General features: G+C 34.0%; 24 protein-coding genes. 7 read left to right on the forward strand and 17 right to left on the reverse strand.

Annotated features, from left to right (window positions below):
* Nucleotides 1-71: 71 nt before the first annotated feature.
* Entirely contained in the window at nucleotides 72-977 is a 906-nt protein-coding gene (locus H3S74_RS11495; protein ID WP_065578265.1) for a LysR family transcriptional regulator ArgP, read from the reverse strand.
* Nucleotides 978-1,188: 211 nt separating this feature from the next.
* On the opposite strand from H3S74_RS11495, the gene rpiA reads away from it, so the two are divergent.
* From rpiA to mutH, 5 genes are all read left to right on the forward strand, one after another.
* Nucleotides 1,189-1,848: a ribose-5-phosphate isomerase RpiA gene (rpiA, locus tag H3S74_RS11500; protein ID WP_198247922.1), complete on the forward strand. Its 660-nt coding sequence runs from the start codon at nucleotides 1,189-1,191 to the stop codon at nucleotides 1,846-1,848.
* A gap of 69 nt (nucleotides 1,849-1,917) precedes the next feature.
* Nucleotides 1,918-3,159, forward strand: a complete 1,242-nt coding sequence (serA, locus tag H3S74_RS11505; protein WP_198247923.1) for a phosphoglycerate dehydrogenase — start codon at nucleotides 1,918-1,920, stop codon at nucleotides 3,157-3,159.
* A gap of 593 nt (nucleotides 3,160-3,752) precedes the next feature.
* On the forward strand, nucleotides 3,753-4,289 hold the full coding sequence (locus H3S74_RS11510) for a Dps family protein (protein ID WP_065578262.1): 537 nt from the start codon (nucleotides 3,753-3,755) through the stop codon (nucleotides 4,287-4,289).
* A gap of 81 nt (nucleotides 4,290-4,370) precedes the next feature.
* Nucleotides 4,371-4,919, forward strand: a complete 549-nt coding sequence (locus H3S74_RS11515) for an NADPH-dependent FMN reductase (protein WP_110448661.1) — start codon at nucleotides 4,371-4,373, stop codon at nucleotides 4,917-4,919.
* Nucleotides 4,920-4,993: 74 nt separating this feature from the next.
* Complete coding sequence (gene mutH, locus H3S74_RS11520; protein WP_198222056.1) at nucleotides 4,994-5,668, forward strand: DNA mismatch repair endonuclease MutH; 675 nt, start codon at nucleotides 4,994-4,996, stop codon at nucleotides 5,666-5,668.
* A gap of 227 nt (nucleotides 5,669-5,895) precedes the next feature.
* Here the strand turns inward: mutH and argA are convergent, their stop codons facing one another.
* From argA to aroE, 5 genes are all read right to left on the reverse strand, one after another.
* A complete protein-coding gene (gene argA / locus H3S74_RS11525) occupies nucleotides 5,896-7,224 on the reverse strand; it encodes an amino-acid N-acetyltransferase (RefSeq protein WP_110448659.1) in 1,329 nt (442 codons plus the stop codon).
* A 237-nt stretch (nucleotides 7,225-7,461) separates the two neighbouring features.
* On the reverse strand, nucleotides 7,462-8,664 hold the full coding sequence (locus H3S74_RS11530) for an MFS transporter (protein ID WP_198247924.1): 1,203 nt from the start codon (nucleotides 8,662-8,664) through the stop codon (nucleotides 7,462-7,464).
* Between the two features lie 257 nt (nucleotides 8,665-8,921).
* Nucleotides 8,922-9,437, reverse strand: coding sequence for a shikimate kinase AroL (aroL, locus tag H3S74_RS11535; RefSeq protein ID WP_198247925.1), 516 nt, complete (start codon nucleotides 9,435-9,437; stop codon nucleotides 8,922-8,924).
* Between the two features lie 198 nt (nucleotides 9,438-9,635).
* Nucleotides 9,636-9,989: a DUF1870 family protein gene (locus tag H3S74_RS11540; protein WP_110448656.1), complete on the reverse strand. Its 354-nt coding sequence runs from the start codon at nucleotides 9,987-9,989 to the stop codon at nucleotides 9,636-9,638.
* 138 nt (nucleotides 9,990-10,127) lie between these two features.
* On the reverse strand, nucleotides 10,128-10,958 hold the full coding sequence (gene aroE / locus H3S74_RS11545; RefSeq protein ID WP_110448655.1) for a shikimate dehydrogenase: 831 nt from the start codon (nucleotides 10,956-10,958) through the stop codon (nucleotides 10,128-10,130).
* A 381-nt stretch (nucleotides 10,959-11,339) separates the two neighbouring features.
* Between aroE and rpmB the strand changes: the two genes are divergently transcribed.
* Nucleotides 11,340-11,576, forward strand: coding sequence for a 50S ribosomal protein L28 (gene rpmB / locus H3S74_RS11550; RefSeq protein ID WP_034884345.1), 237 nt, complete (start codon nucleotides 11,340-11,342; stop codon nucleotides 11,574-11,576).
* A 15-nt stretch (nucleotides 11,577-11,591) separates the two neighbouring features.
* Nucleotides 11,592-11,759 carry a 50S ribosomal protein L33 gene (gene rpmG, locus H3S74_RS11555; protein WP_034884348.1) on the forward strand — a complete coding sequence of 56 codons (168 nt, stop codon included), beginning with the start codon at nucleotides 11,592-11,594 and terminating at the stop codon, nucleotides 11,757-11,759.
* A 128-nt stretch (nucleotides 11,760-11,887) separates the two neighbouring features.
* On the opposite strand, the gene gltP is transcribed toward rpmG, so the two are convergent.
* From gltP to H3S74_RS11610, 11 genes are all read right to left on the reverse strand, one after another.
* Nucleotides 11,888-13,198, reverse strand: coding sequence for a glutamate/aspartate:proton symporter GltP (gene gltP / locus H3S74_RS11560; protein ID WP_181414705.1), 1,311 nt, complete (start codon nucleotides 13,196-13,198; stop codon nucleotides 11,888-11,890).
* Nucleotides 13,199-13,288: 90 nt separating this feature from the next.
* Complete coding sequence (gyrA, locus tag H3S74_RS11565) at nucleotides 13,289-15,982, reverse strand: DNA topoisomerase (ATP-hydrolyzing) subunit A (RefSeq protein WP_198222050.1); 2,694 nt, start codon at nucleotides 15,980-15,982, stop codon at nucleotides 13,289-13,291.
* A gap of 97 nt (nucleotides 15,983-16,079) precedes the next feature.
* On the reverse strand, nucleotides 16,080-16,658 hold the full coding sequence (locus H3S74_RS11570) for an SIS domain-containing protein (RefSeq protein WP_086359253.1): 579 nt from the start codon (nucleotides 16,656-16,658) through the stop codon (nucleotides 16,080-16,082).
* A 16-nt stretch (nucleotides 16,659-16,674) separates the two neighbouring features.
* Nucleotides 16,675-17,055 (reverse strand): YraN family protein, encoded by a 381-nt coding sequence (locus tag H3S74_RS11575; protein WP_198247926.1) that lies wholly within the window; start codon nucleotides 17,053-17,055, stop codon nucleotides 16,675-16,677.
* A complete protein-coding gene (locus H3S74_RS11580) occupies nucleotides 17,009-18,877 on the reverse strand; it encodes a penicillin-binding protein activator (protein WP_198247927.1) in 1,869 nt (622 codons plus the stop codon). The genes H3S74_RS11575 and H3S74_RS11580 overlap by 47 nt, the downstream gene beginning before the upstream one ends.
* Before the next feature lie 20 nt (nucleotides 18,878-18,897).
* Nucleotides 18,898-19,971, reverse strand: coding sequence for a 23S rRNA (cytidine(2498)-2'-O)-methyltransferase RlmM (gene rlmM / locus H3S74_RS11585; RefSeq protein ID WP_110448713.1), 1,074 nt, complete (start codon nucleotides 19,969-19,971; stop codon nucleotides 18,898-18,900).
* A gap of 52 nt (nucleotides 19,972-20,023) precedes the next feature.
* On the reverse strand, nucleotides 20,024-20,974 hold the full coding sequence (locus H3S74_RS11590) for a Kdo(2)-lipid IV(A) acyltransferase (RefSeq protein WP_110448651.1): 951 nt from the start codon (nucleotides 20,972-20,974) through the stop codon (nucleotides 20,024-20,026).
* Nucleotides 20,975-21,211: 237 nt separating this feature from the next.
* Nucleotides 21,212-22,006 carry a thymidylate synthase gene (thyA, locus tag H3S74_RS11595; protein ID WP_086359246.1) on the reverse strand — a complete coding sequence of 265 codons (795 nt, stop codon included), beginning with the start codon at nucleotides 22,004-22,006 and terminating at the stop codon, nucleotides 21,212-21,214.
* A complete protein-coding gene (lgt, locus tag H3S74_RS11600; protein ID WP_198247928.1) occupies nucleotides 22,003-22,872 on the reverse strand; it encodes a prolipoprotein diacylglyceryl transferase in 870 nt (289 codons plus the stop codon). Before lgt ends, thyA begins: the two co-directional genes overlap by 4 nt.
* Nucleotides 22,869-23,441, reverse strand: coding sequence for an RNA pyrophosphohydrolase (gene rppH, locus H3S74_RS11605; RefSeq protein WP_198201463.1), 573 nt, complete (start codon nucleotides 23,439-23,441; stop codon nucleotides 22,869-22,871). The genes lgt and rppH overlap by 4 nt, the downstream gene beginning before the upstream one ends.
* A 97-nt stretch (nucleotides 23,442-23,538) precedes the next feature.
* Entirely contained in the window at nucleotides 23,539-24,099 is a 561-nt protein-coding gene (locus H3S74_RS11610) for a YgjV family protein (RefSeq protein WP_198247929.1), read from the reverse strand.
* Nucleotides 24,100-24,247 lie beyond the last annotated feature (148 nt).

Raw genomic sequence — 24,247 nt, forward strand, 5'->3', positions numbered from 1 at the left:
ATAAATTTGCTAGTTTCTAATAAAATAGTTAAAGCGACATTTTAGTTAGCTAAAAATAGTTTATACGACAGTTATTTTCGTTCCGCAGGCTGAGATAATATACGCTGCGCATAACGAATTAACGTTTCGGAAATATTTTGCATTACACTACTTTCAGGAGCAAAGCGATGCCAATACAGCATCCGTCTTTGGAATAAACCTTCAGTTAAATTAACTAATTCCCCTGTTTTTAACTCTTGCTCTACTTGTAACATAGGAATCATACAACATGCAGAACCTTGTTTAGCTAACTGAACAAAAGCTTCTGACGAACTAGTGATATGGCAAATTACACTGCCTGGTGTCAAATTAAAATTTTCCTGTAAAAAGGCTTGATGCATATCGTCTAAGTGATCAAAAGCGACCGCTGGTGCTTTTAAAAGTGATGAACGGGTTACCCCATTCGGAAAATATTTTTTTGCAAATTCGGGCGAAGCAACAAAGATATAATCTAATGCGCCTAATAAATCTGATAAACATCCTGGTAAAGGATTTGGTTGAATACTAATTGCCGCTACAACAGTACCTAAACGTAAAAGTTCTAAGGTATGCTCTTCATCTTTAACTTGAATATCAAAACGTAAAATATTTTTATCAAGAACTGGTTTTAATGCTGGTAAAAACCATGTTGCTAAAGAATCAGCATTAATAGCAATTGATAGTGACAATGGCGTAGTATTTTGTTCATTATCCCCTAACCATTGCTGCTCTAATAATTCAACTTGATGCAATAATCCGAGAAGATGCTCGCCTTGTTTGGTCGCTTTTGGAGGAATAGTTCGTACTAATAGTTGCTGACCAAAAAAGCTTTCCAATTGCTTAATACGTTGCGAAACCGCTGGTTGTGTAATACACAGTTTATCGGCCGCTCGTTCAAATCCTCGTTCTTTTATCACTGCATCTAATGCTTGTAATGCTCTATAATCTGGACGCTTCATAATCTCTTTACTAATGATTTGATCTTTGCTTGGTCATTCAAGCTATTTTTATTTTGCAAAAAATTTGAAATCGATCTAAAACTTTATAGATTTTCTTAAAATACTAATGATTTTTGCTTTCCAATTGGTTACTATGCCATATATTGAACAATTTTGCTTTTAAAATTTTAAAATTTTTTTGATCAAAATCATATTTACATACGGTGATATCATGACACAAGATGAACTAAAAAAGGCTGTAGGCTGGTCAGCGCTAAAATATGTTAAGCCTGATTCATTAGTTGGCGTTGGAACTGGGTCTACTGCGGCGCATTTTATTGATGCACTTGCGACAATAAAAGATCAGATAAAAGGAACTGTCTCTAGTTCAGAAGCATCAACTGAAAAATTAAAAAGCTATGGAATTCCTGTATTAGACTGTAATGAAGTAGATAGCTTAGATATTTATGTCGATGGTGCCGACGAAATTAATCATCATATGCAAATGATTAAAGGTGGTGGAGCAGCTCTAACCCGTGAAAAAATCGTATCAGCTTTAGCTAAGCAGTTTATTTGTATCGTTGATGAATCTAAAGTTGTCGATGTCCTTGGCAAATTCCCTTTACCAGTAGAAGTCATTCCTATGGCTCGTTCTTATGTTGCTAGAGAATTATTCAAACTTGGTGGCAAACCAATTTATCGCCAAGGTGTTATTACCGATAATGGTAATGTCATTTTAGACGTTCATGATCTCATTATAGCCAAACCAATCGAATTGGAAAATCGTATTAACAGCATTGCTGGAGTAGTTACTGTTGGATTATTTGCCAATAAAGGGGCTGATATTGCCTTAGTCGGTACTAGTTCTGGTGTAAAAGAATTAACAAAATAAAAGATTGCATTTTTGATGGATAATTTTGTGTTTACAATCAATTAAAATATTAAGCATAGAGAGGAATAAATGGCTGTTCAGGCATTAACGAAAGACGAAAACAAGTTTATATTACTTGAAGGTATCCACCCTAGCGCAGTTGAAACACTTAAATCGGCGGGCTTTAATAACATTGAGTATCATAAGGGGGCACTATCGAAATCTGAGCTTGAAACAGCTTTAAAAGATGCCAGATTTATTGGTATTCGTTCCAGAACCCATTTAACTAAAGAGATCATCGATGCAGCGCCAAAATTAGCCGGTATTGGTTGTTTTTGTATTGGCACTAATCAAGTTGAACTTGACGCAGCGACGGTTAAAGGTATTCCGGTTTTTAATGCGCCATTTTCAAATACTCGCTCTGTAGCAGAGCTGGTATTAGCTGAAGCAATATTATTACTTCGCCGAGTACCTGAAGCTAACGCTAAAGCCCATCAGGGTAAATGGAATAAACTAGCCACAGGTTCGCACGAAGCTCGAGGTAAAAATTTAGGTATCATTGGTTATGGTCATATTGGTAGCCAATTGAGTGTATTAGCTGAATCATTAGGAATGAATGTCTTTTTTTATGATATTGAAACCAAATTATCACTAGGAAATGCCAAACAAATTCCAACAATGCGAGAATTACTTGCTATCAGTGATATTGTCAGTATGCATGTTCCAGAAAATCCAACCACAATTAAAATGATTAGCCAGCCTGAAATTGATATGATGAAAACAGGTGCAATATTGCTCAATGCATCACGTGGTAGCGTGATTGATATCGAAGCGCTAACACAAGCTTTAGAAACCAATAAACTAAGCGGTGCTGCAATTGACGTTTTCCCAACGGAACCTGCTACCAATAATGATCCTTTTGAATCACCTTTATGTAAATTTGATAATGTTATTATTACTCCTCATATTGGCGGTTCAACCAGTGAAGCACAAGAAAATATCGGTATTGAGGTTGCAACTAAATTAGCGAAATATTCCGATACTGGTGCAACCCTTTCAGCGGTTAACTTCCCTGAAGCCTCATTACCGATTCCAGCAAAAGGTTCAAGCCGTTTTATCAATATTCACCATAATCAACCTGGGGTATTAACGGCTATCAATACATTATTTGCAGAACAAGGTCTAAATATTTCTGCCCAATATCTACAAACTGATGCTAAAATAGGTTATGTCGTTATTGATATTGATAGAGTTGAACAAAATAAAGCCGAAGAGTTATTAATTAAGCTGAAAAGTGTTGCAGGTACAATTCGAGCAAGATTATTGTTTTAATTTTTATCATTAAAAGTGATTTGGGTCGTTATTATTAAACAAATTAAATAATAACGACTTTCCCAAAAACATATACTCGAAAATTCCATAACGCTATTTAGTAAAAAAACTGGTAACAATTTAGAATAATTTTAATATAATAATTAAAAATGTAGCGTTCGTTACCAAATTTAACCAATAATTTCAGGCTAAAAACCCCTTTCCTCAATTTTTTTGATTTATATATTTATAATTATTTTGCTTATCTCATGATTTTAGATTTTAAAAAATAGTAAATAGCATCAGTCAAGATTGTCATTCAGAGTTAAAGTAAGTCAACAAATATTAGTTTAACAAATAAATTTAATTATCTAATTTATAAAAATATTGATGCTATAAATGATTTAAAATGGCTTTAATTTGATCATAATTTGCAAAATTAATTATTATTTTGAAATTGATTTTTAACGATTTAGTAAATATTTTTTTGATTAATTTATCCATAGACTATTGATATAACAGCAATAGTTAATAATGACTGTTTTTTACTGATGAGTTGGCGTAATTTGATATTACAAAGTTATTTTACTTTTCAATTAACAGGAGAATCTAATATGGCTAAAAGTACGACTTCGGCAAAAAAGCTACAACAAGCAGCTATTTTGTTTCCAACTGATTTAGGTCAAAAGGCATCAAAAGATATTTCCGGTGCCATGAACTCTGTATTAGCAGATGTATTTGCTTTATATTTAAAAACCAAAAACTTTCATTGGCATGTAAGTGGTCCTCATTTTCGTGATTATCATTTAATGTTAGATGATCATGGAGAAGAGTTATTTGCAATGACTGATCCAATTGCTGAACGTGTCCGGAAATTAGGCGGTACAACTCTACGTTCAATTGGTCATATTTCAAAATTACAGAGTATCTCTGATAACGATGCTGATTTTGTTGAACCATCGGATATGATAGCTGAACTCTGCCAAGATAATATTAAACTTACTACTCGTATGCGTGTAGCCCATGATATTTGTGATAAATATAATGACTCGGCAACAGCAAGTTTAATTGAAGAATGGATAGATCAAACTGAAAAACGCGCATGGTTCTTATTTGAAACAGGCCGTAAATTGGACTCTTCTGGTCACTAAAATCTAGTGGCGAGGAGTGATCATCCCGAATAAGAGACACATATTGTGTCTCTTTATCTTTTGAATAAGGGAGAATTACAAATGAGTAAAAAAATTGCTGTACTTGTTGGTAGTTTACGTAAAGATTCCTACAATTTAAAAGTCGCAAAAGTATTACAACAGATAGCGCCACAATCACTTTCTTTAAATATTATTGAGATTGGTGATTTACCGTTTTATAACGAAGATATTGATGTAGACTCACCACCCAAATCTTATGAACGTTTTCGTCAACAAATTGCCAATTGTGATGGTGTTATATTTGTGACACCAGAGTATAATCGAGGCTTGCCGGCAGTGATTAAAAATGCTTTAGATGTGGGTTCTCGCCCTTATGGTAAAAGTGTTTGGTCGCAAAAACCAGCTGCGGTAGTTTCTGTCTCTCAAGGTGCTATTGGTGGTTTTGGTGCAAACCATCAATTACGACAATCATTCGTTTTTCTTGATATGCCAACACTACAACAACCAGAAGCTTATATTGGTAATATTAACAGTGCTTTTGATGAAAATGATGATATTAGTGAAAAAACTAAAGCATTTCTTTCATTGATCATTAATAGTTATACTAATTGGGTTGAAAAACTAAGTTAATAATGATTTATTTTAATATCCACAGCCAATATAATGAGTTGTGGATATGATTAAAGTTATTTAAAACAGATTAAATGAAAAATTTCCAACCTTGCAATGAACAAGAATTATTAAACCGAGCCAGACTCGCTGCAGGTTATAGTTTCGGTGAGATCGCTAACTATTTAAATATTGCTATTCCAGCTAATCTTAATAAACAAAAAGGATGGGTAGGTAATTTAATTGAAACTTTTTTAGGTGCTAATGCTGGTAGTAAAGCCGAACGTGATTTTGCTAATTTAGGTATCGAATTAAAAACCATTCCAGTTAATAAACAAGGTAAACCACTCGAAACCACTTTTGTTAGTGTCCTCCCTTTAATGGCTAATCATGGAGTAATTTGGGAAACAAGCCATGTGAAATATAAACTAAGTAAAGTTCTGTGGATCCCTATTGAAGGTGAACGAAGTATACCGCTAGCCCAGAGAAAAGTTGGCCACCCAATATTATGGACTCCAACTGAACAACAAGAGCAACAACTTAAACAAGATTGGCAAGAGTTGATGGATATGATTGTACTTGGTCAGGTTGAAAAGATTACTGCCCGTTATGGCACTTATCTACAGATCCGTCCTAAAGCAGCTAATGGAAAAGCTTTGACTGAAGCTATTGGTGAAAACGGCCAAATTATATTAACGCGTCCACGAGGATTTTATTTAAAAAAATCATTTACGTTACAAGTTCTGCAAAATGCGAATTGTTATATTTAAAGTGGGTCAACAATAGTATTCATCCCCCTTTAATCTTGCTTATCTTTTCTATTTTCAATAATGCTATTTCTTCCATAAACAATAAGCAATTTTTTATCTTCTGCATATAATCATATTGATATTGATATAGCTATCGTTTATCTCAAATTAATAATTAGGCCATCTTATATTTAGTCAAAATAAAAAAGTCCAACTTGAATAAATTGGACTTTTTAAACTTGATATAGTTAAACTAAATCAAACATTAAAATTTTCGAATTTCTTTGATAATTATAAAGTTGTTTCTTTTTAATAGGCAGGTCATCGACTTCAGCTGGATTAAAGCCTTTTTCACGAAACCAGTGAATACTACGAGTAGTCAACACAAAGATCTTTTCTAACCCCAAATTGTGAGCCGTTTCTGCAATTTTTTCTAATAATAGATCACCGCGTGACGAGTTTCGGTATTGAGGATGAATCGCTACACAAGCCATTTCGCCCATTTTTTCTTCCGGATATGGATAAAGAGCTGCACAGCCAATCGTCATATTATCACGCTCAATAATGGTAAATTTATCAATTTCAATTTCTAACTGTTCTCTTGAGCGTTTAACCAAAATACCTTGCTCTTCAAGTGGACGGATTAATTCTAAAATACCACCGATATCATTTATCGTTGCGGTACGGACTTGTTCTGAATGTTCCATTGACACTTGAGTTCCAATACCATCACGAGAAAATAGTTCTTGCAGAATAGAACCATCCACTAGATAACTGACTAAATGGCTACGACGCACACCATTGCGACATGCTTTTGATGCAGCACGTAAAAAACGCGCTTCACTAGATAAATGCTTACCACTTTGCTCTTTGTTATTAACGTAATTATCGGCATCAATCGGAAACAGATCGGTAATAACATGATTGTTTTCATCAAGCACACCTTGCTCAGCACAAAAGCTTACTAATTTCTCAGCTTTAAGGCGAATAGCAACTTCAGCGGCAACATCTTCGGACGATAAGTTAAAACTTTCACCAGTAACTGATACCCCTACAGGCCCTAATAATACAATTGATCCTCGGTTCAATTGTTCATCAATTGCCTCATTGTTAATTCGCCGAATTTTCCCAGTGTGACAATAATCCACTCCGTCATCAACACCTAATGGCTGTGCAATAACAAAATTACCGCTAACAACATTGATATGTGCACCTTGTAAGGGCGTATTATTTAAGCTCATTGATAAACTTGCTGTTATATTGAGCTGTAATAATCCGGTCACCTGTTTAACAATGTCTAAAGTAGCAGCATCAGTAATTCGAGTATTTTTATGATATCTAGGTTGGATATTATGACTTTTGAGTGATTCATCTATTTGGTTACGAGCACCATTCACAATAACCAATTTAATGCCTAAACTATGCAATAAACCAATGTCACTAATAATACTTGCATAATTATGACTCTTTAGCACTGCACCTGTTAATAAAATAACGAAAGTTTTTCCTTGATGAGCATTAATATAAGGTACCGAATGCCTTAAACCATCAACCAATTCAGTTGTTCTTTCTTTCATCTTATCACCACCAAAATGAATATTTATTCATATTTTTTGTATTTTTATTTATTTTTTAGTTAATAGCAAGTCTTTTTTGATAAGTTCAACAAGCTAAAGTTCGATACTGACGTAGGAAAAAACTTTTGTTAAATTAGCTAGGAATTGACAAAACATTAATTTATTAACAATGCTTATAGACAAGAGCCGTCATTAAGACGGCTCAGTAATTATTTTAGTTATTCGAGTGATTCACATTTAAATCTTCTTCATATCAATAACTTTAATAAATCTGCAGTAAACAATTAGTCCTAGTAAGGTACTCATTACGGCCATTATCAAATCAGCTAAGATAGCATAACTAACATTAATTTCGGCCAATTCAGGGATAACTCTCGGGATAATAAAGAAAGACAGGCCACTGAAAGTATACATACAACCCACAGCAAGCCCTTTGCGAGTTGGAAACATTTGTTGCATCACAACTAAGGTTAATTGTAAAACACCTCCAGCAGCAAAAAATCCCATCCCGATTGCGGTGATTAAACACATTAATGGCGATAGGTCAAAATAAAATAATAGTAAAACCAATGATGACATTGCAGGTAAGATAAAAATACAATAAATTGGTTTCAAGAATTTTTTCACTATAAAAGCAGTGATAAAGACAGAAACGATTGAAGCAGAACTATAAAAGCTAATAAGCTGTTTAGCTTCAATTGTTGGCATATTAACCGCTTTAATCGCAATCGCCGGTAGCCATTGCCAAATGATCACAAAGGTTGCGGTGGTTGTGAATCCCATAATTATCAATAAAAAGCCTTCAAAAGCAAAATTTGGTTTACGAATAAAGTAATCATCAGAACCTTGATTACCTTTAATTCTGGTATCTTTAGGTGGAAATTTTTTTGGTAGCAAATTAATTGCATTAATAATTAGATAGGCAGTAAAACCTAAAAATGCCCATCCATACCAAATATCGTATTTATAAAATAATCCAACAATTAGTGGCAGAATAAAACTTCCCATTGAGATAAAAGCTTTAATCAAAACACTTGCCGAACCAGACGAGCGAGGAAAACATTCAGTTAATGCAGGCATAGACCCTGTATCTAAGAAAGAGTTACCTATACCGATGGCAATAGCTAAACAAAACGCAATATCTATATTATGACAAAATGGCATACTGACGAAAAAGACAATATAACAAGTCATACCTAAATAGATAAATAATTTTCGTCCAAATTTATCAGATAGCATTCCACCGACAAACATTAATAAAATTTTTCCAATACCGATTCCTGATGCAACATAGCCAAGACCGACATTTACATCGGTATTAAGCTGTTTTGAAATGCTTTCTGCGAACTGCATAATAACAATTAAAGCAATACTTTGTATTATGTAATTAGCATATATAGAGCCAGCAATCCCATAAGAATTGACTCTTTGATTATCCATGTGTAAAACTCCAATATTAATTTAACTAGTTTAGCGACTTAAGAAACGTAATCGCAATTAATATACAAGTGTTCACTACTATCTGAAAGTAATATATATCAATTACTTACTGTTAATAGACTATTTTATTTACTGTAATTCAAGAATCTTCACAATTATTAAATTTATGATATTTAGATTGTTTAAATTACAAATTGATGTACTAACATTATGCCGAGGTAAATAATTTATATTTAAATAAAAAAATGGCTATTTAATTAATTATTTTGCAATTTTTCTAATATTTCAGTAAGAATTAAATTTTCGTCTTGGTCAACATTAACAACATGATGAGCGGCATCGTGATATAGAGGTAAGCGTTCAGCAAGCACTTTCTCCATCTCATCGGATATCGACATACCCGTCAATGATGGTCTCTGCGCTACATTTGGATCTTTCATCAAACGTGCCGCTAATGTCGCTGCAGGAGCTGAAAGAAAAATAACTGTGCCCTGTTGTTTCATAAACTGACGATTTTGCTCAGCCAGTACCATACCACCACCAGTTGCAATAACTCTATTGGGTTTAGCTGTCTCAATAAGCACTTGGCTTTCTCTAGCTCGAAACCCTTCCCAACCTTCTTTTTCGACAATTTCCGCTACAGTTTTTTGCGTTGTTTCGAGTAAATGACAATCTGTATCAATAAAAGAAAATGATAACTTATTGGCTAACATTTTACCCATTGTTGTTTTGCCAGCGGCTCTTGCACCAACTAAAAAAATTGTTTTCTTCATTGTGGGTCCTTTTAAATATACAGATCTGGAAATAAGTTATCTATGCTAGAGATTCATTTAACTTTTTGCAATATTTTTTTACAGTCTAATTTAACATCATCGTAACAATATGATTTAAATTAATATAATAAAAAAATAACTGTAAATAATTTATTACACATTCAATTTTAATCATATCCTATGTGTCAAATATAGTCATTAACACAATTTTTCTAACCCTCTAAAATAGAGTTCAGTGGCAATCGATTGATGTAATCGCCATTGCAAAACATCTAAGTCAGGGTTAACTTTTTTGAATTCTGGATAACTCATAAAATAACGAATGGTGTTACTACCTACACGATCATTAATGCTGTTTATAATCAGTTTTATTTTCTCGTTGCGAAAAGATTTTAATTCTTTCATAGCTATTGCCACATTTTCAGGAATAGGCAATGAACCGTTTTCCCACTCACGCCATGTTTCGACATCAGTCTTACCAATGTATTCACTGGCTTCTGACACTTTTAACATTAAAAATCGGCGATACGCTTGTAATTCTAAATTAGTCATAACTACTCCTTTTTAATCAATTTTAAATTTATTAAACATGGTTACTTTATTGCTTCCATAAATATTTAAAATGATGATTAAATACCTAAAATCTTAAAATATCGCTCTCATAAAATGAGAGCGAGGCTATTTATAATTTTATTTTCCTGCTAAGGCATCAATTACAGCTTGTTTTGCTTTCTCAGAAAGATCTTTACCGGTCCATATTTTAAATTGGGCATTTGCTTGACCAATAAACATTTCTCGACCAGAAATCGATTCCCATCCGGCTTTTTCTGCTTCTTGTCTAAATTTGGTATTGTATGGTGTATATACTATATCGTATGCAATCCCTTTACCTTTAAACCAAGCTTGTTCGTAAGGTGTCTGATCTTCAAATTTGCCTTGCATACCTAATGGGGTAGAATTGATAATAATTTGCGCTTCAACTTTATCTCTATCTTCCCATGCAACCGTTTTAAGATTAAATTCTTTAGCCAATGCCTCTGGAAGATCAGTAACAATATCCGTTACTGTAATGTCATGATAACCAAGGTCTTGTAAACCAACAACCGCAGCCCTAGCCGCACCACCAGCGCCAAGTAGTAAAACCTTCTTATACTCAGCAGGTAGTTTTTTTTGTGCTAATGGTTGCATAAAACCAATAATATCAGTGTTATCACCGCAAAGTTTGTCACCATCCCAATAAACTAAGTTAGCTGCTCCCGCTTTTTTGACGTGTTCGGTAACTTCATCTAAATAAGGAATAATAGTTTGCTTATGTGGAATAGTGACACATAAACCACGAATATTAAGTAATCTTACTGATTTAAATAAAGTAGCAATATCTTCGGGTGGTGTAGGAAATGGTACCAATACGGCAGGAATACCATAATCTTGGAATGATGTTGTATGAATAAGTGGGCTCATACTATGCCCTAATGGATAACCGATAATGCCATAGATACTGTATGGCGTGAACTGACTCATACTATCTCCTTGAAAGTAAGAAAATTAGGCCTAACAGATAATATCTGAATTCAATAGTATTAAAACATATTTATTATAAAATTAAATAGTTTTATATTGCACAACTCAACATAAGCTACGATATAATAGTTTTATTAATAATAACAACTCTCGGTATATTTATTTTTTTCAATTAGAAACTTATTTTTAAGCATAAATAAGATAATGCTTGAGAATTTGCCAGTAAAAGCGTATACTTCGCTACCTCATTATTATGGGTGTAGTGTGAGAGGTGAGACTGCTTCTCAAAAGAACTGCAGCGAACTAAAAGCCTGACGAGGTTAATTCCATTAACATATTACGCCCTAGGCTTAAGCATAGAAATTTTGGAGAATTATTGACATGTCACGAGTATGCCAAGTAACAGGAAAAGGTCCTTTAGTGGGAAATAATCGTTCTCATGCGATGAATGCTACTAAACGTCGTTTTCTACCAAACCTTCAAACTCACCGTTTCTGGATTGAGAGTGAAAAACGTTTTGTAAAATTGCGTGTATCAGCTAAAGGTATGCGTACTATCGATAAAAAGGGTATTGATGCAGTTTTAGCTGAACTTCGTGCCCGTGGTGAAAAGTACTAATAAGGAAACCATATCATGGCTAAAGGTGTACGTGAAAAAATTAGATTAGTTTCTTCTGCTGGTACCGGTCATTTTTATACCACTAGCAAAAACAAAAGAACCATGCCTGAAAAAATGGAGATCAAAAAATATGATCCTGTTGTTCGTCAGCATGTTGTTTATAAAGAAGCTAAAATTAAATAGTTTTATCTAGCAATAAAAAACCCAGCTTAAGCTGGGTTTTTTTATATTTTGAATAATCTCACCATTAAATTTATTAAATTAGATGTATAAAAAAGCTTCATTTACCTGAAGCTTTTTAGAGTAAATTTCTATTTTAAATATTCTTGCTCATAGGCTCTTGCCTTTTTATCATCAAAGACATGTTCCCAACGCGCAATAACAATTGCCGCTAATGCGTTACCCACAACATTAACAACTGTTCTACCCATATCTAAAATTCGTTCAACACCCATAATATAACCGATACCTTCAAGTGGAATACCAACACTACCAAGTGTTGCTGATAATACTAAAATTGAAGCGCCTGGCACTCCAGCAATTCCTTTTGATGCAATCATTAATGTTATTACAATGATAATTTGATCTAAGATACTTAAATCCATACCAAATAGCTGTGCTAAGAAGATGACCGTGATACTTTGGTATAATGTTGAACCATCAAGATTAAATGAATATCCAGTAGGAATAACAAAGCTTGTGATCGCTTTTGGTGCTCCATAGGCCTCCATCTTTTCAATGATTTTTGGTAATGCTGTTTCTGAACTTGCTGTAGAAAAAGCAATAACTAATTCTTCCTTCAATATTTTTAATAAGGTAAAGATATTGAACTTACATAGTTTACAAACTGCACCTAATATCAATAATGTAAAAATGATCATTGCAGAATATACAGTTAAAATCAGTTTTAATAGCGGTAGTAAAGAAGCAAAGCCATATTTAGCAACGGTTACGGTAATTAATGCAAATACACCAATTGGAGCATAACGCATAATCATATTGGTCACTTTAAACATAGTATCTGAAACTACTTTCAAGAAGAACACAAATGGTTCGCGTTGTTTATCTGGTAAAGACATTAAACCTAAACCAAAAAATACACAGAAGAAAATAACCGGTAAAACTGCACCATCAGTCATTGCTTTAAATATATTTGCTGGAATCATATCTAAGATCATGACAATCAAACCGTGAGGTTTGCCACTTAACTCTTCGGCTGCTTTAGTATATTTACTAATATCAGTTGTAGCCAAAGTTGAAGAGTCAATACCTGCACCCGGTGCAAAAACATTACCCCATAAAAGGCCTAATAAAATAGCAATTGTTGTAATGATTTCGAAATAAAGAATGGTTTTAAATCCTAATGTTCCTAAACGTTTAGATCCACCAATTCCAGCAATACCTAATGTCAGTGTACTAAGAATAATTGGTAAAACAATCATCTTAATTAAACGAATAAAGATATCACCTGCTGGTTGAAAAATATTAACAATTGAAAATTGGTAATATGAATGTAACGCATGATTAGGATCCGCTAGTTCATATAGAAAAGCACCAACAGCTACACCTAAAATCAAGGCAATTAATATTTGCCATGCAAGATTAGTTAAGATTTTTTTTATTAAGAAAGACATGTAATTCTATTCCTTATCACTGTTTTAGAAAATAAAAAAGGATTAGTCTGTGTGGCTAATCCTTTTTTATAATTAAAATTATTGCTCGGATTCTTGGGTTGAATCATTATTATCCTCACTCTGTGGCGATAGTTCCGATTCAACATCATCCTCTGTTTCAGCAATTCGCTGTAATCCGACAACCTTCTCATTTTCAGCTGTTCGAATCAACGTAACCCCTTGCGTGTTTCGTCCAACAACACTAACTTCTGATACTCGAGTTCGTACTAAGGTTCCGGCATCAGTAATCAGCATGATTTGGTCGGTTTCTTCAACCTGTACTGCACCAACTACAGCACCATTTCGCTCACTCACTTTAATAGAGATTACGCCTTTCGTTGCTCGTGATTTTGTTGGATATAACTCTTGTTCAGTACGTTTACCATAACCATTTCGAGTTGCGGTTAAAATTGCCCCATTACCACGAGGGACAATAAGTGAGACAACTTTATCATCACCTTCTAATTTAATACCTCGAACACCTGTTGCTGTTCTACCCATACAACGGACTTTATTGGCCGGGAATCGTACAACTTTACCATTGGCTGAGAATAACATAATATCTTCAGTATTGGAAATTTGCGAGACCTCATCACCATCGTCAAGCTCATCAACAATAACATCATCATTGAGTTCTTCATCATCAACAGCATCTGCTGTTTCGTTACTAGTTAAATCAACACCAATTAACTCATCATCATCACGTAAGTTAATAGCAATAATGCCACCACTTCTCGGACGACTAAATTCAATTAATGAAGTTTTCTTAACCGTACCTTGAGCTGTCGCCATAAACACACAATGCTCATCATCAAATTCACGAACAGGTAGAATCGCTGTAATACGTTCATCTGCTTCCAATGGTAATAAATTAATAATTGGACGACCACGGGAGCCTCGACTGGCTTCAGGTAATTGATAAACTTTCATCCAATATAATCTGCCACGACTTGAGAAACAAAGAATCGTGTCATGAGTATTTGCAACCAGTAGTTTTTCGACAAAATCTTCTTCTTTAATTTTCGTTGCCGACTTGCCCTTACCGCCCCGACGCTGAGCTTCATAATCAGATAACGGTTGGTATTTTACATAACCTTGATGAGAAAGCGTAACTACAACATCTTCTTGAGCAATAAGATCTTCAATATTGATATCCGCACTACTTGCTGTAATTTCAGTTCGTCTTGCATCTTGGAATTGATCGCGAACAGCTTCAAGCTCTTCGCGAATAACTTCCATTAGTCTTTCTGGACTCGCTAGAATATGTAACAAACCAGCAATTTGAACTAATAGTTCTTTATATTCATCAAGAATTTTTTCGTGTTCCAGTCCTGTTAAACGATGTAATCGAAGATCTAAAATTGCTTGGGCTTGAGCTTCAGAAAGATAATAATGGCCATCACGAATACCAAATTCAGGTGCTAAATCTTCAGGACGAGCGGCATCATTACCCGCTTTTTCAAGCATTGCCGCAACATTACCTAGTTGCCAAGCTTGCGATAATAATTTAGCTTTCGCTTCAGAAGGAGTCGCCGCAGCACGAATTAATTCAATAACAGGATCGATATTAGCCAATGCTATCGCTAAACCTTCCAACACATGCGCTCGTTCACGAGCTTTGCGAAGTTCATAGATAGTTCGACGCGTTACGACTTCACGGCGGTGAAGAACAAACGCCTCGATCATTTCTCGTAAGTTTAATAGTTTCGGTTGACCTTTATGTAAGGCAACCATATTAATCCCGAAAGAAACCTGTAGTTGAGTTAATGAGAAAAGATTATTTAAAACGACTTCGCCAACTGCATCACGTTTGATTTCAATAACAATGCGCATACCATCTTTATCTGATTCATCACGCAATGCTGAAATACCTTCAACTTTTTTGTCTTTAACTAGTTCAGCTATTTTTTCGATCAGTTTTTTCTTATTAACTTGATAAGGGATCTCATTAACAATGATCGTTTCACGACCACTATGATCATCTACTTCAATCGTCGCCTTTGAACGAATATAAATAATACCACGGCCAGTTCGATAAGCATTTTCAATACCTTTACGGCCATTAATTAAAGCAGCAGTAGGAAAATCTGGACCATGAATATATTCCATTAATCCATCAACAGAAATATTTTCATCCTCAATAAATGCTAAGCAACCATTGATAACTTCTGCTAGATTATGAGGAGGGATGTTGGTTGCCATACCAACAGCAATACCTGACGAACCATTAATTAATAAATTAGGAATGCGAGTTGGCAACACGTCAGGAATCATTTCTGATCCATCGTAGTTTGGTGAAAAATCTACTGTTTCTTTATCTAAATCAGTTAATAATGCACCGGCAAACTTTTGCATGCGAATTTCGGTATAACGCATTGCCGCCGCAGAGTCACCATCGACAGAACCAAAGTTTCCTTGGCCATCAACAAGCATATAACGTAATGAAAATGGTTGTGCCATACGAACAATGGTATCATAAACGGCTAAATCACCATGTGGATGATATTTACCGATTACGTCCCCAACAACACGAGCAGATTTTCGGTAAGGTTTATTCCAATCGTATCCAGCTTCATGCATTGCGAATAAAACCCGTCTGTGAACAGGTTTAAGTCCGTCGCGGACATCAGGTAAAGCTCGCCCAACAATAACAGACATCGCATAATCAAGATAAGAGGATTTTAATTCGTCTTCAATATTGACGGGGGTTATTTCTTTGGCTAGTTCGGTCATAACACCAGGTTCTCTTATTAACTTAAATCTTAAAATAGTTCATAATTATAGCATAAAAATCGCTATTAATGCAGAACAAAACTGTTTTTATTTCAACTTATTCTGTATGAATAAACAATGTATTTTCAATTAATTGGCTTAAGCAGTTTAAAATCATTGCATGCATTTCATAAGCCATCACCTTTTTATAAGATGGAATTCTAATTTCAATATCATTTTGCCCAAGTAATCCGATCACTTCTCCACCATCAAATGCAGTTAAGGCAACAATTTTCATATCTTTAATTACGGCTTCTTGAACAGCACGAATAATCGAACGGCTATTCCCTTCACAAGTTGAAATAACTAAGATATCACCTTGTTGACCTAAAGCTTGAATTTGTCGAGCATAAATTTCTTCGTGATTAGATATCGCACTTAACAATACATTATCAGAAACTAATGCAATAGCCGGAATACTCGGTCTTTCAATATCAAGACTGGTAATTAACCGAGAGGTAAAACTTTGTATATTTGCAGCAGCTGAGCCATTACCACATCCCATAATTTTATTACCATTAAGTAATCCTCCAACGATAATATTAGCCGCTTTTTCAATTGAAGAGCCTAGAGATTCAGCCATAACAATTTGAGTTTGAATACTTTCAGTAAAATAATTTTTTATTAAATCTTGCACGTTTTTCACCTGATCATTAAAACGCATTAATTATCCATTTTTGACTTTTTCCCGTTATGGCAAAAACATCAAACCTAAACTCTGTATCTTCAATATTTAAGTTATTATTTAACATCCAAAGTTGAGCTGCCTGTTTAATTTTGTTTTGCTTAGTGAGCGAAATAGTCATTTCAGCCTCGCCAAAGTTAGCATTTTTGCGATATCTAACTTCAACAAAAACCAAACAACTCTTATCTCGCATGACTAAATCAATTTCACCAATTTGATATAGACTATTTTTATCAAGCAACACCAGCCCTTGATTGGCTAAGAATTGGCAAGCAATATGTTCATAATGCTTGCCGATATCTTTATTTTTCGTTCTGTTCTGAGGACGATTGGGATGTAACATAGGCATATTGTTGCCATGCAAGAGATCGAGTCACTTCACATTGATTACTGGTTGATAATTTACCAGTCATTCCAGCTAAAAAATTAGGCTGATAAGAGTCTAATTGATTAAAGCGATTAGCCAATCGCCAAGCATCAATTCCCATAGCGTATAATCGAGTTAAAGAATAGTCTTTTTGAATATTGCTAGGAATCATTGCCGTTGTTTTTTCTGATGAATTAATAATCAACGGAATGTCAGAATATTCAGTTTGATTCATATCATAATTAAAGTCATTCGAAGCATTTGCCACATGACTTTTAGAACTTGAATAAAGCGCTATGGATGAAGAGCCATTACCGATTGTCTTTCCTGCTCCCATATCTAGCATTGGTTTTATCAAGGTTAATTCATCATAAGATGCATAAACATAAATTGCATCAAATCCAGAAGAAGAACCATTTGAGGACATTGAAGCCGAGCCATCATCATTATTAAATGCAATCGGACTACCGGTTAAACTTATACCGCTACTATGACTAATATTGGCTCGTAGAGTGTTTAAATTACCAACATATTGCACATAAGCTTGTGAACCATTAGAAATTTGCGACCATTGTTTAGCAAAACTTTGAGCTACTCTTCTGCCCAACTCATTTTGTGGTATAACTAACAATGGCTTTTGTTTGTTTTGTGCAAAAATATGATCGGCAGCATCCTTTGCTTCATCTTCAGGAGATAGCGCAAAAAAGCACATTTTGTTAGCGGAAACAGTTCCATCATCAACTTTATTCAATGCTAACACAGGAATAGATGGTGCTAACTGCTTTATTTGGCTCACTTCAGACTTCAATAATGGACCAACGATTAAATCAACATTTTGCTCTTGCGCCTGCTGTATTAAATTATCCATTGGTACTGATGTTGTATCTAAAACAATAACATTTTGTTGTGGCTCTTGTGGATAAAACTTAGCCGCATCAACATATCCTTGACGAATAGTGTTACCAAATATTCGAGAAGACCCACTCAGTGGTAATAATAAAGCTACTTTTTTGGAATTTACATTATCAACAGCAAGCGTTTGTTCACCAGTTATAATCGCAACAATATCTTGTGCCGGATGATTAGGATATTTTGCAGCCCAATCCAAAATAACCCGTTTTAGTTGATTTTTGCGATTGGTATTTTTTGCTTCAAGGACTTCTGGGCTATCACCATCTTGAATAGGCGCTTTTATATTATTACGTTGATATGTATAACTTAAATCAATCCACCCTTTCAATGTTAAGTCATTTTCAGGTACAGAAATTTTACTTAGTTGATTTGTCGATAATTTGCTAAAAAAATTCCAGGTATTATTTAAGGTTTGTTTTTTTAATTTTTCTGGTGCAAATTTTTGTAAAGATAAGTAATCATACGCTTGCTCATTAATCTTTTTAGCTTTTCTATCTAAGGCTAATTTGATTGAATAATAACGATATGCTTGTGAATCATTTAATTTTTCGATAGTTAATTGACTAAGATTAAATGGTTGTCCTTTTCTAATTGCTATTTCACCTTGAGATAACAATTGGTCTTTTTGTTGTTCTGCATTAAGATTAGCCGGTAGTTGAGATAATAATTTATTTGCTTGAGAAAGTTTATTCTCATTTATTAATGCTCTTATCGCCAATAACTGCCAATCGATTTTAGCACTACCAGAGCTAGTATCTACCTGCGACAAATAATAATTGGAATCTTTAGTTTCATCATATTTAGCACTCTTTGATGAGTTAAGATGACATCCAACTAAAAGTGAAAATAATGCTAAAATAACAATAGCATAAAAGGATTGTTTTAATTTCATACACATTCTCTTATAATTTCTCATCCCCAAATTCGCTGTACATGTACAGTGACTTCTTCACGATCATGAAAAAGTTGCTTAGCCTGAATTTGTACATTTATTTGGTTGTTATTTAGTTCTTCTATTAGTAATTGTAAATTTTGTTTTACTTCTTCATAACGTTTTTTCATTGGTAGTTTGAGATTAAAAATTGCCTCTCGACACCAACCATTAATTAGCCATTTAGCTATTAACTCTGTTACTTTGGCTGGTTTTTCAACCATATCACACACCAGCCAATAAATATTATGCTTTTTAGGCATAAATTTAAAGCCATCTTCACGATAATGTTTAACTTGTCCTGTTTCCATTAATTTTTCATTCATAGGACCATTATCTATAGCATATACCATCATACTTCTTTTGACTAATTGATAAGTCCAACCGCCAGGACAAGCCCCTAAGTCAACAGCATTTAAACCACCTTTAAGTCGTTCATCCCATTCTTCATAAGGAATAAAAATATGAAAAGCTTCTTCCAATTTTAATGTTGAACGACTTGGTGCATCAGCTGGAAATTTTAACCTTGGTATTCCCATATAAAAAGGAGAATTATTTTGACTCAAGGAATAGCCAACATAACAACTATTATTATTGATAAATAATAAATGAATAACTGGTCGTGATGGATTTTGTACCTTCAACAAAATACGTTTGTTGCGTAATGCCTGACGAAGTGGAACAGTAAATTTGCGACAAAATCCTGCTAATTGCTTACCTTCATTAGTATCTGCAACTTCAACACGTAAATCACCAGCTTTATCAACAGTAGCCGATAAAACATTAATTATTGGCGTAATACGATCTTCAGTTGATAAATCAGCTAATAAATCACCAGCAACAAACATTTGCCTTGCAAAAATCAACGTTCGAAATGGAATTTGTTTAATTAATAATTCAGCTTGTTCGTCTTGGTAACACTCAAATATTACATAACCACTATTTTCTTTAACCTTGGCAAAACCAAATATTTCTTTTTGTGCGGCTCTATCCGTTATTTCTGCTGCACATTCTTTTTCAAACCCTGGTCGACAATACAAAATTATTTTGTTCAGTTTTTGCATATTCTTTCTTTCAATTATTTGAAAATGTTATAAAGTCATTAAATTAATCTGATTGGACTTTATTTGTATATAAAGGTGCCTCACCTTTAGGACGAGTTTTAAAGCGTCGATGTAACCACATATATTGTTCTGGTGCTTTTAATATTTCTTGTTCAATCGCTTTGTTCATAAAAGTAGCTGCTAGCACATCATCATCTATAGGATAGCCTTTAAGCTCAGGTGTAACGTAAACAGTATAGTGCCCATTCTTTTCTCGTTTAGGCGTGAAAGGAATAATTGCAGGCTGACTTAATTTGACTAAAATTCGAGTTCCAACGGTTGTTGCTGCTTTTTCTACCGCAAAGAGTGGCGCAAAAACACTATTTTTAGGACCATAATCATGATCTGGCGCATACCAAAGCAATTCACCATTCTTTAAGGCTCTTATCATGCCTTTAGTATTATAGCGATCTAACATATATTTATTCGATTTTAAACGCCCTTTTAATTGTACATAATCCATAACAGGGTTGTCGTTTGGTCGATAAACACCTACACCAGGATGACTCATACCTAAAATACGTGCACCGAGTTCTAGCGTTAAAAAGTGAATACCAATTAACAAAACACCTTGTCCAGACTGTTGTATCTGAGTGATATGTGAATCACCTTCAATTGAAGAGTGTTTTTTAAGTCTTTTGTCAGACCAGAACCATGCCATACCAGTTTCAAATATAGCAAGTCCTGTAGAAATAAAATTATCTCTTAATATTTTATCTCGTTCTTGTTCAGATTTTTCAGGAAAGCATAATTTTAAGTTTTGCCTTGCGGTCTCTTTACGCTTACCAATTAATTTCATCGAAAGTAATCCTAAACCTTTTCCTAATTGATAAATAACCGGATATGGCAGTAAAACGATCAAATATAAAATAGAAATGCCAAACCAGGTTAACCAATAGCGAGGATGTAATAATCGTTTTGTAAAAATAGGATGAATTTCTTGATTTTGACTCATATTAAGATTAAATAACCATTTAAACAAAGTTAGTCATTATATACCAATATCTTCTGTTATGCGGCAGAAAAATAAAATAATCAAAGATAACTAAAGTGCTTATCATGAAGTTGTTTGAAAAGATTACATAAAAAACACATATTAAGGATTAAATTAATTAATCCCTAATAATCAATTTTTACTTATAATTTAGAAAAAATATACCCTAAAAGAGCGTTCCTCAAAATTTGTTAAGCCTTAAATTGCTACTGGCGCTTTTATTGCTGGATAAGGATCGTAATCAACAATTTCGAAATCTTCAAATTCATAATCAAAAATTGTAGGTGGTCTGCGTTTAATTACAAGCTTAGGCAATGGTTTTGGCTCACGACTTAATTGTAAATGTGTTTGTTCCATATGATTAGAATACAAATGGGTATCACCACCTGTCCAGACAAAATCACCAACTTCTAAATCGCATTGTTGAGCAATCATATGAACTAATAACGAATAACTAGCAATATTAAATGGTAATCCTAAGAATACGTCACATGAACGTTGATAAAGTTGACATGACAGCTTACCTTGAGCTACATAAAATTGAAATAGAGCATGACATGGTGCTAACGCCATTTGATCAAGCTCTCCAACATTCCATGCCGAAACTATCATTCTTCTAGAGTCTGGATCATTTTTAATTTGTTCGATTAGTTGCGAAATTTGATCTATTTGTCGACCATCCGCAGCTCCCCAAGCGCGCCATTGTTTGCCATAAACAGGACCAAGATCACCATTTTCATTGGCCCATTCATCCCAAATTGTTACTTTATTATCTTTTAAATAATTAATATTAGTATCACCTTTAAGAAACCAAAGTAACTCATAGATGATTGAACGTAAATGACATTTTTTGGTGGTCACTAATGGAAAACCATCTTGCAAATTAAATCGCATTTGATGACCAAAGATCGATAAAGTCCCTGTACCAGTTCTATCCGATTTAGCCGTTCCTTCGTTTAAAATTTTTTGCATTAGTGATAAATACTGTTTCATTTTTTAATAGCCTTATTGTTAAATCTATATGCATATAAAAGCATCAAGATACCACCAATGATCATAGGGAGACAGAGAATTTGTCCCATACTGATTATATTTAAAAATAATCCTAATTGTTCATCGGGTTGTCTAAAGAACTCAATTATAAACCTAAATATGCCATAACAAACTAAAAACAGTCCTGAGGCTGCACCAACTGGACGAGGTTTGCGAATAAATAAATTTAAAATAATAAATAATATTATACCTTCAAATACCATCTCATAAAGTTGTGAAGGGTGACGTGGCAAAACGCCGTTTAATTGGCTGTATAAAGAAAACCATTCTGGATTTGCTTGGACAAACATAAAATCAGCATGTGATGAAGTAGGAAATAACATACCGATTGAAGAGTTAGTTACTCGGCCCCACAATTCACCGTTAATAAAATTACCAAATCGGCCAAACATTAAACCGAGTGGTACTAATGGAGCCACAAAATCAGCTACTTGCATAAAGGTCTTTTGTGTTTTTTTAGCAAAGATAGCAATAACACAAATGGCACCAATCAAACCGCCATGGAAAGACATCCCCCCTTCCCAAACTCTGAATAGAATAGTAGGCTCTTCAAGAAATGCATCAAAATTATAAAATAATACATAACCTAAACGTCCGCCAATAAAGAGGCCCAAAAACCCCCAGAATAATAAGTTTTCAACTTGTTGTGATGTCCAATTGCTATTGGGTTTATTAGCACGACGTTTAGCTAAAAACAAGGCGCCAAGCACACCAAATAGGTACATGGCACCATACCAATGTAATGAAATAGGGCCGATTGAGAAAGCTATTGGATTAAAATTGGGAAATTGTAAAAATTGATTCATTTTTTAACACGCTGTTTATTTTTTCGTTTGTGAGCAAAGAAGTTAAACCGTTTTTTCTTAGAAAGATTTGTTACAGGTTCTTCTACTTCAGATTGTATAGTAAATGCAGGCAAAGAAAACTCCTTCATTGCTTTGCGATATACATCACGCTTAAAAGCAATAACCTGCCGTATAGGATACCAATAACTTACCCACTTCCAATCATCAAACTCAGGAGTTGAAGACATATTCAAATTAATCACTGAAGTATCAGAAATCAATTCTAATAAAAACCACTTTTGTTTTTGACCAATACATACCGGCTGATTATCCCAACGAATCATGCGTTTTGGTAATTTATACCTTAGCCAACCATTGGTCACCGATAATATTTTAACATCTTTAGGTAGTAATCCTACTTCTTCATTTAGTTCACGAAACATTGCCTGTTCTGGCGTTTCATTAAGTTTTATTCCGCCCTGAGGAAATTGCCAAGAGTTTTGTCCATAACGCCGAGCCCAAAGCACTTGACCATACCTGTTACAAATAACTATTCCTACATTTGGACGGTAGCCATCATTATCAATCACTGACTACCTCAAAAATTTATTTTTTATATTGTTAAATTGTTTCACACATATAACAATAAATAAATAGGAAAATGATACTAATAGAGTAAATATAATATTATACAGCCGATTTTGGTGATAATTTAATAATCGTTATAATATTAATTATCGCAAAGGTAACCTCTATAGCTAAACTACCTAAAGAGCCTATCCATAAGCTATATATTATCCATAAAATACTACTTAACAATATTAGTAATCGCATCTTTTGTTGTTCAAATCTAAATAATGCAATTGTTACTAATGTTGTACCAATAACCGAGAAATAATGTATAAATTGTCGCCAATCAGGCGTTGTGAAAAAGTAAAATATCCACATCAATCCGATAAAAAACATCATGGCTAAAAAATTCTTGGTATAAGTTGATGTGATGTTTCTAAAAATATTTACTATATTAAGTATAGCAGCAGGATAGGATTCTGGTCCTAATAAATAAAAATGCACAGTCATAATAATATTAACAATGGTTAATTGCCATCGAAAAGCATTATCATTACGTTGTAAAAAAGCACTAACTCCAACAAGATAACCTAAAATACCAATTAATTGCGGAATTGTTGTGTATTTTTCAATAAAATCAGAGCTAAAAAACTGGTATAAAAAGTTTAGATTATCCACTGTTTACTCCTTAGACAAATGGCTCTGATAAATAACTAACAAAAAATACATTGATCCTAGAACGCAAAAAAGCCCAGCATCGCTGCTGGGCTCGTATATTTAAAAGTCTGGCGGCACCCTACTCTCACATGGGTAATACCCACACTAC

This window comes from Gilliamella sp. W8126 (assembly GCF_016102185.1).
Taxonomy (GTDB): domain Bacteria; phylum Pseudomonadota; class Gammaproteobacteria; order Enterobacterales; family Orbaceae; genus Gilliamella; species Gilliamella apis_A.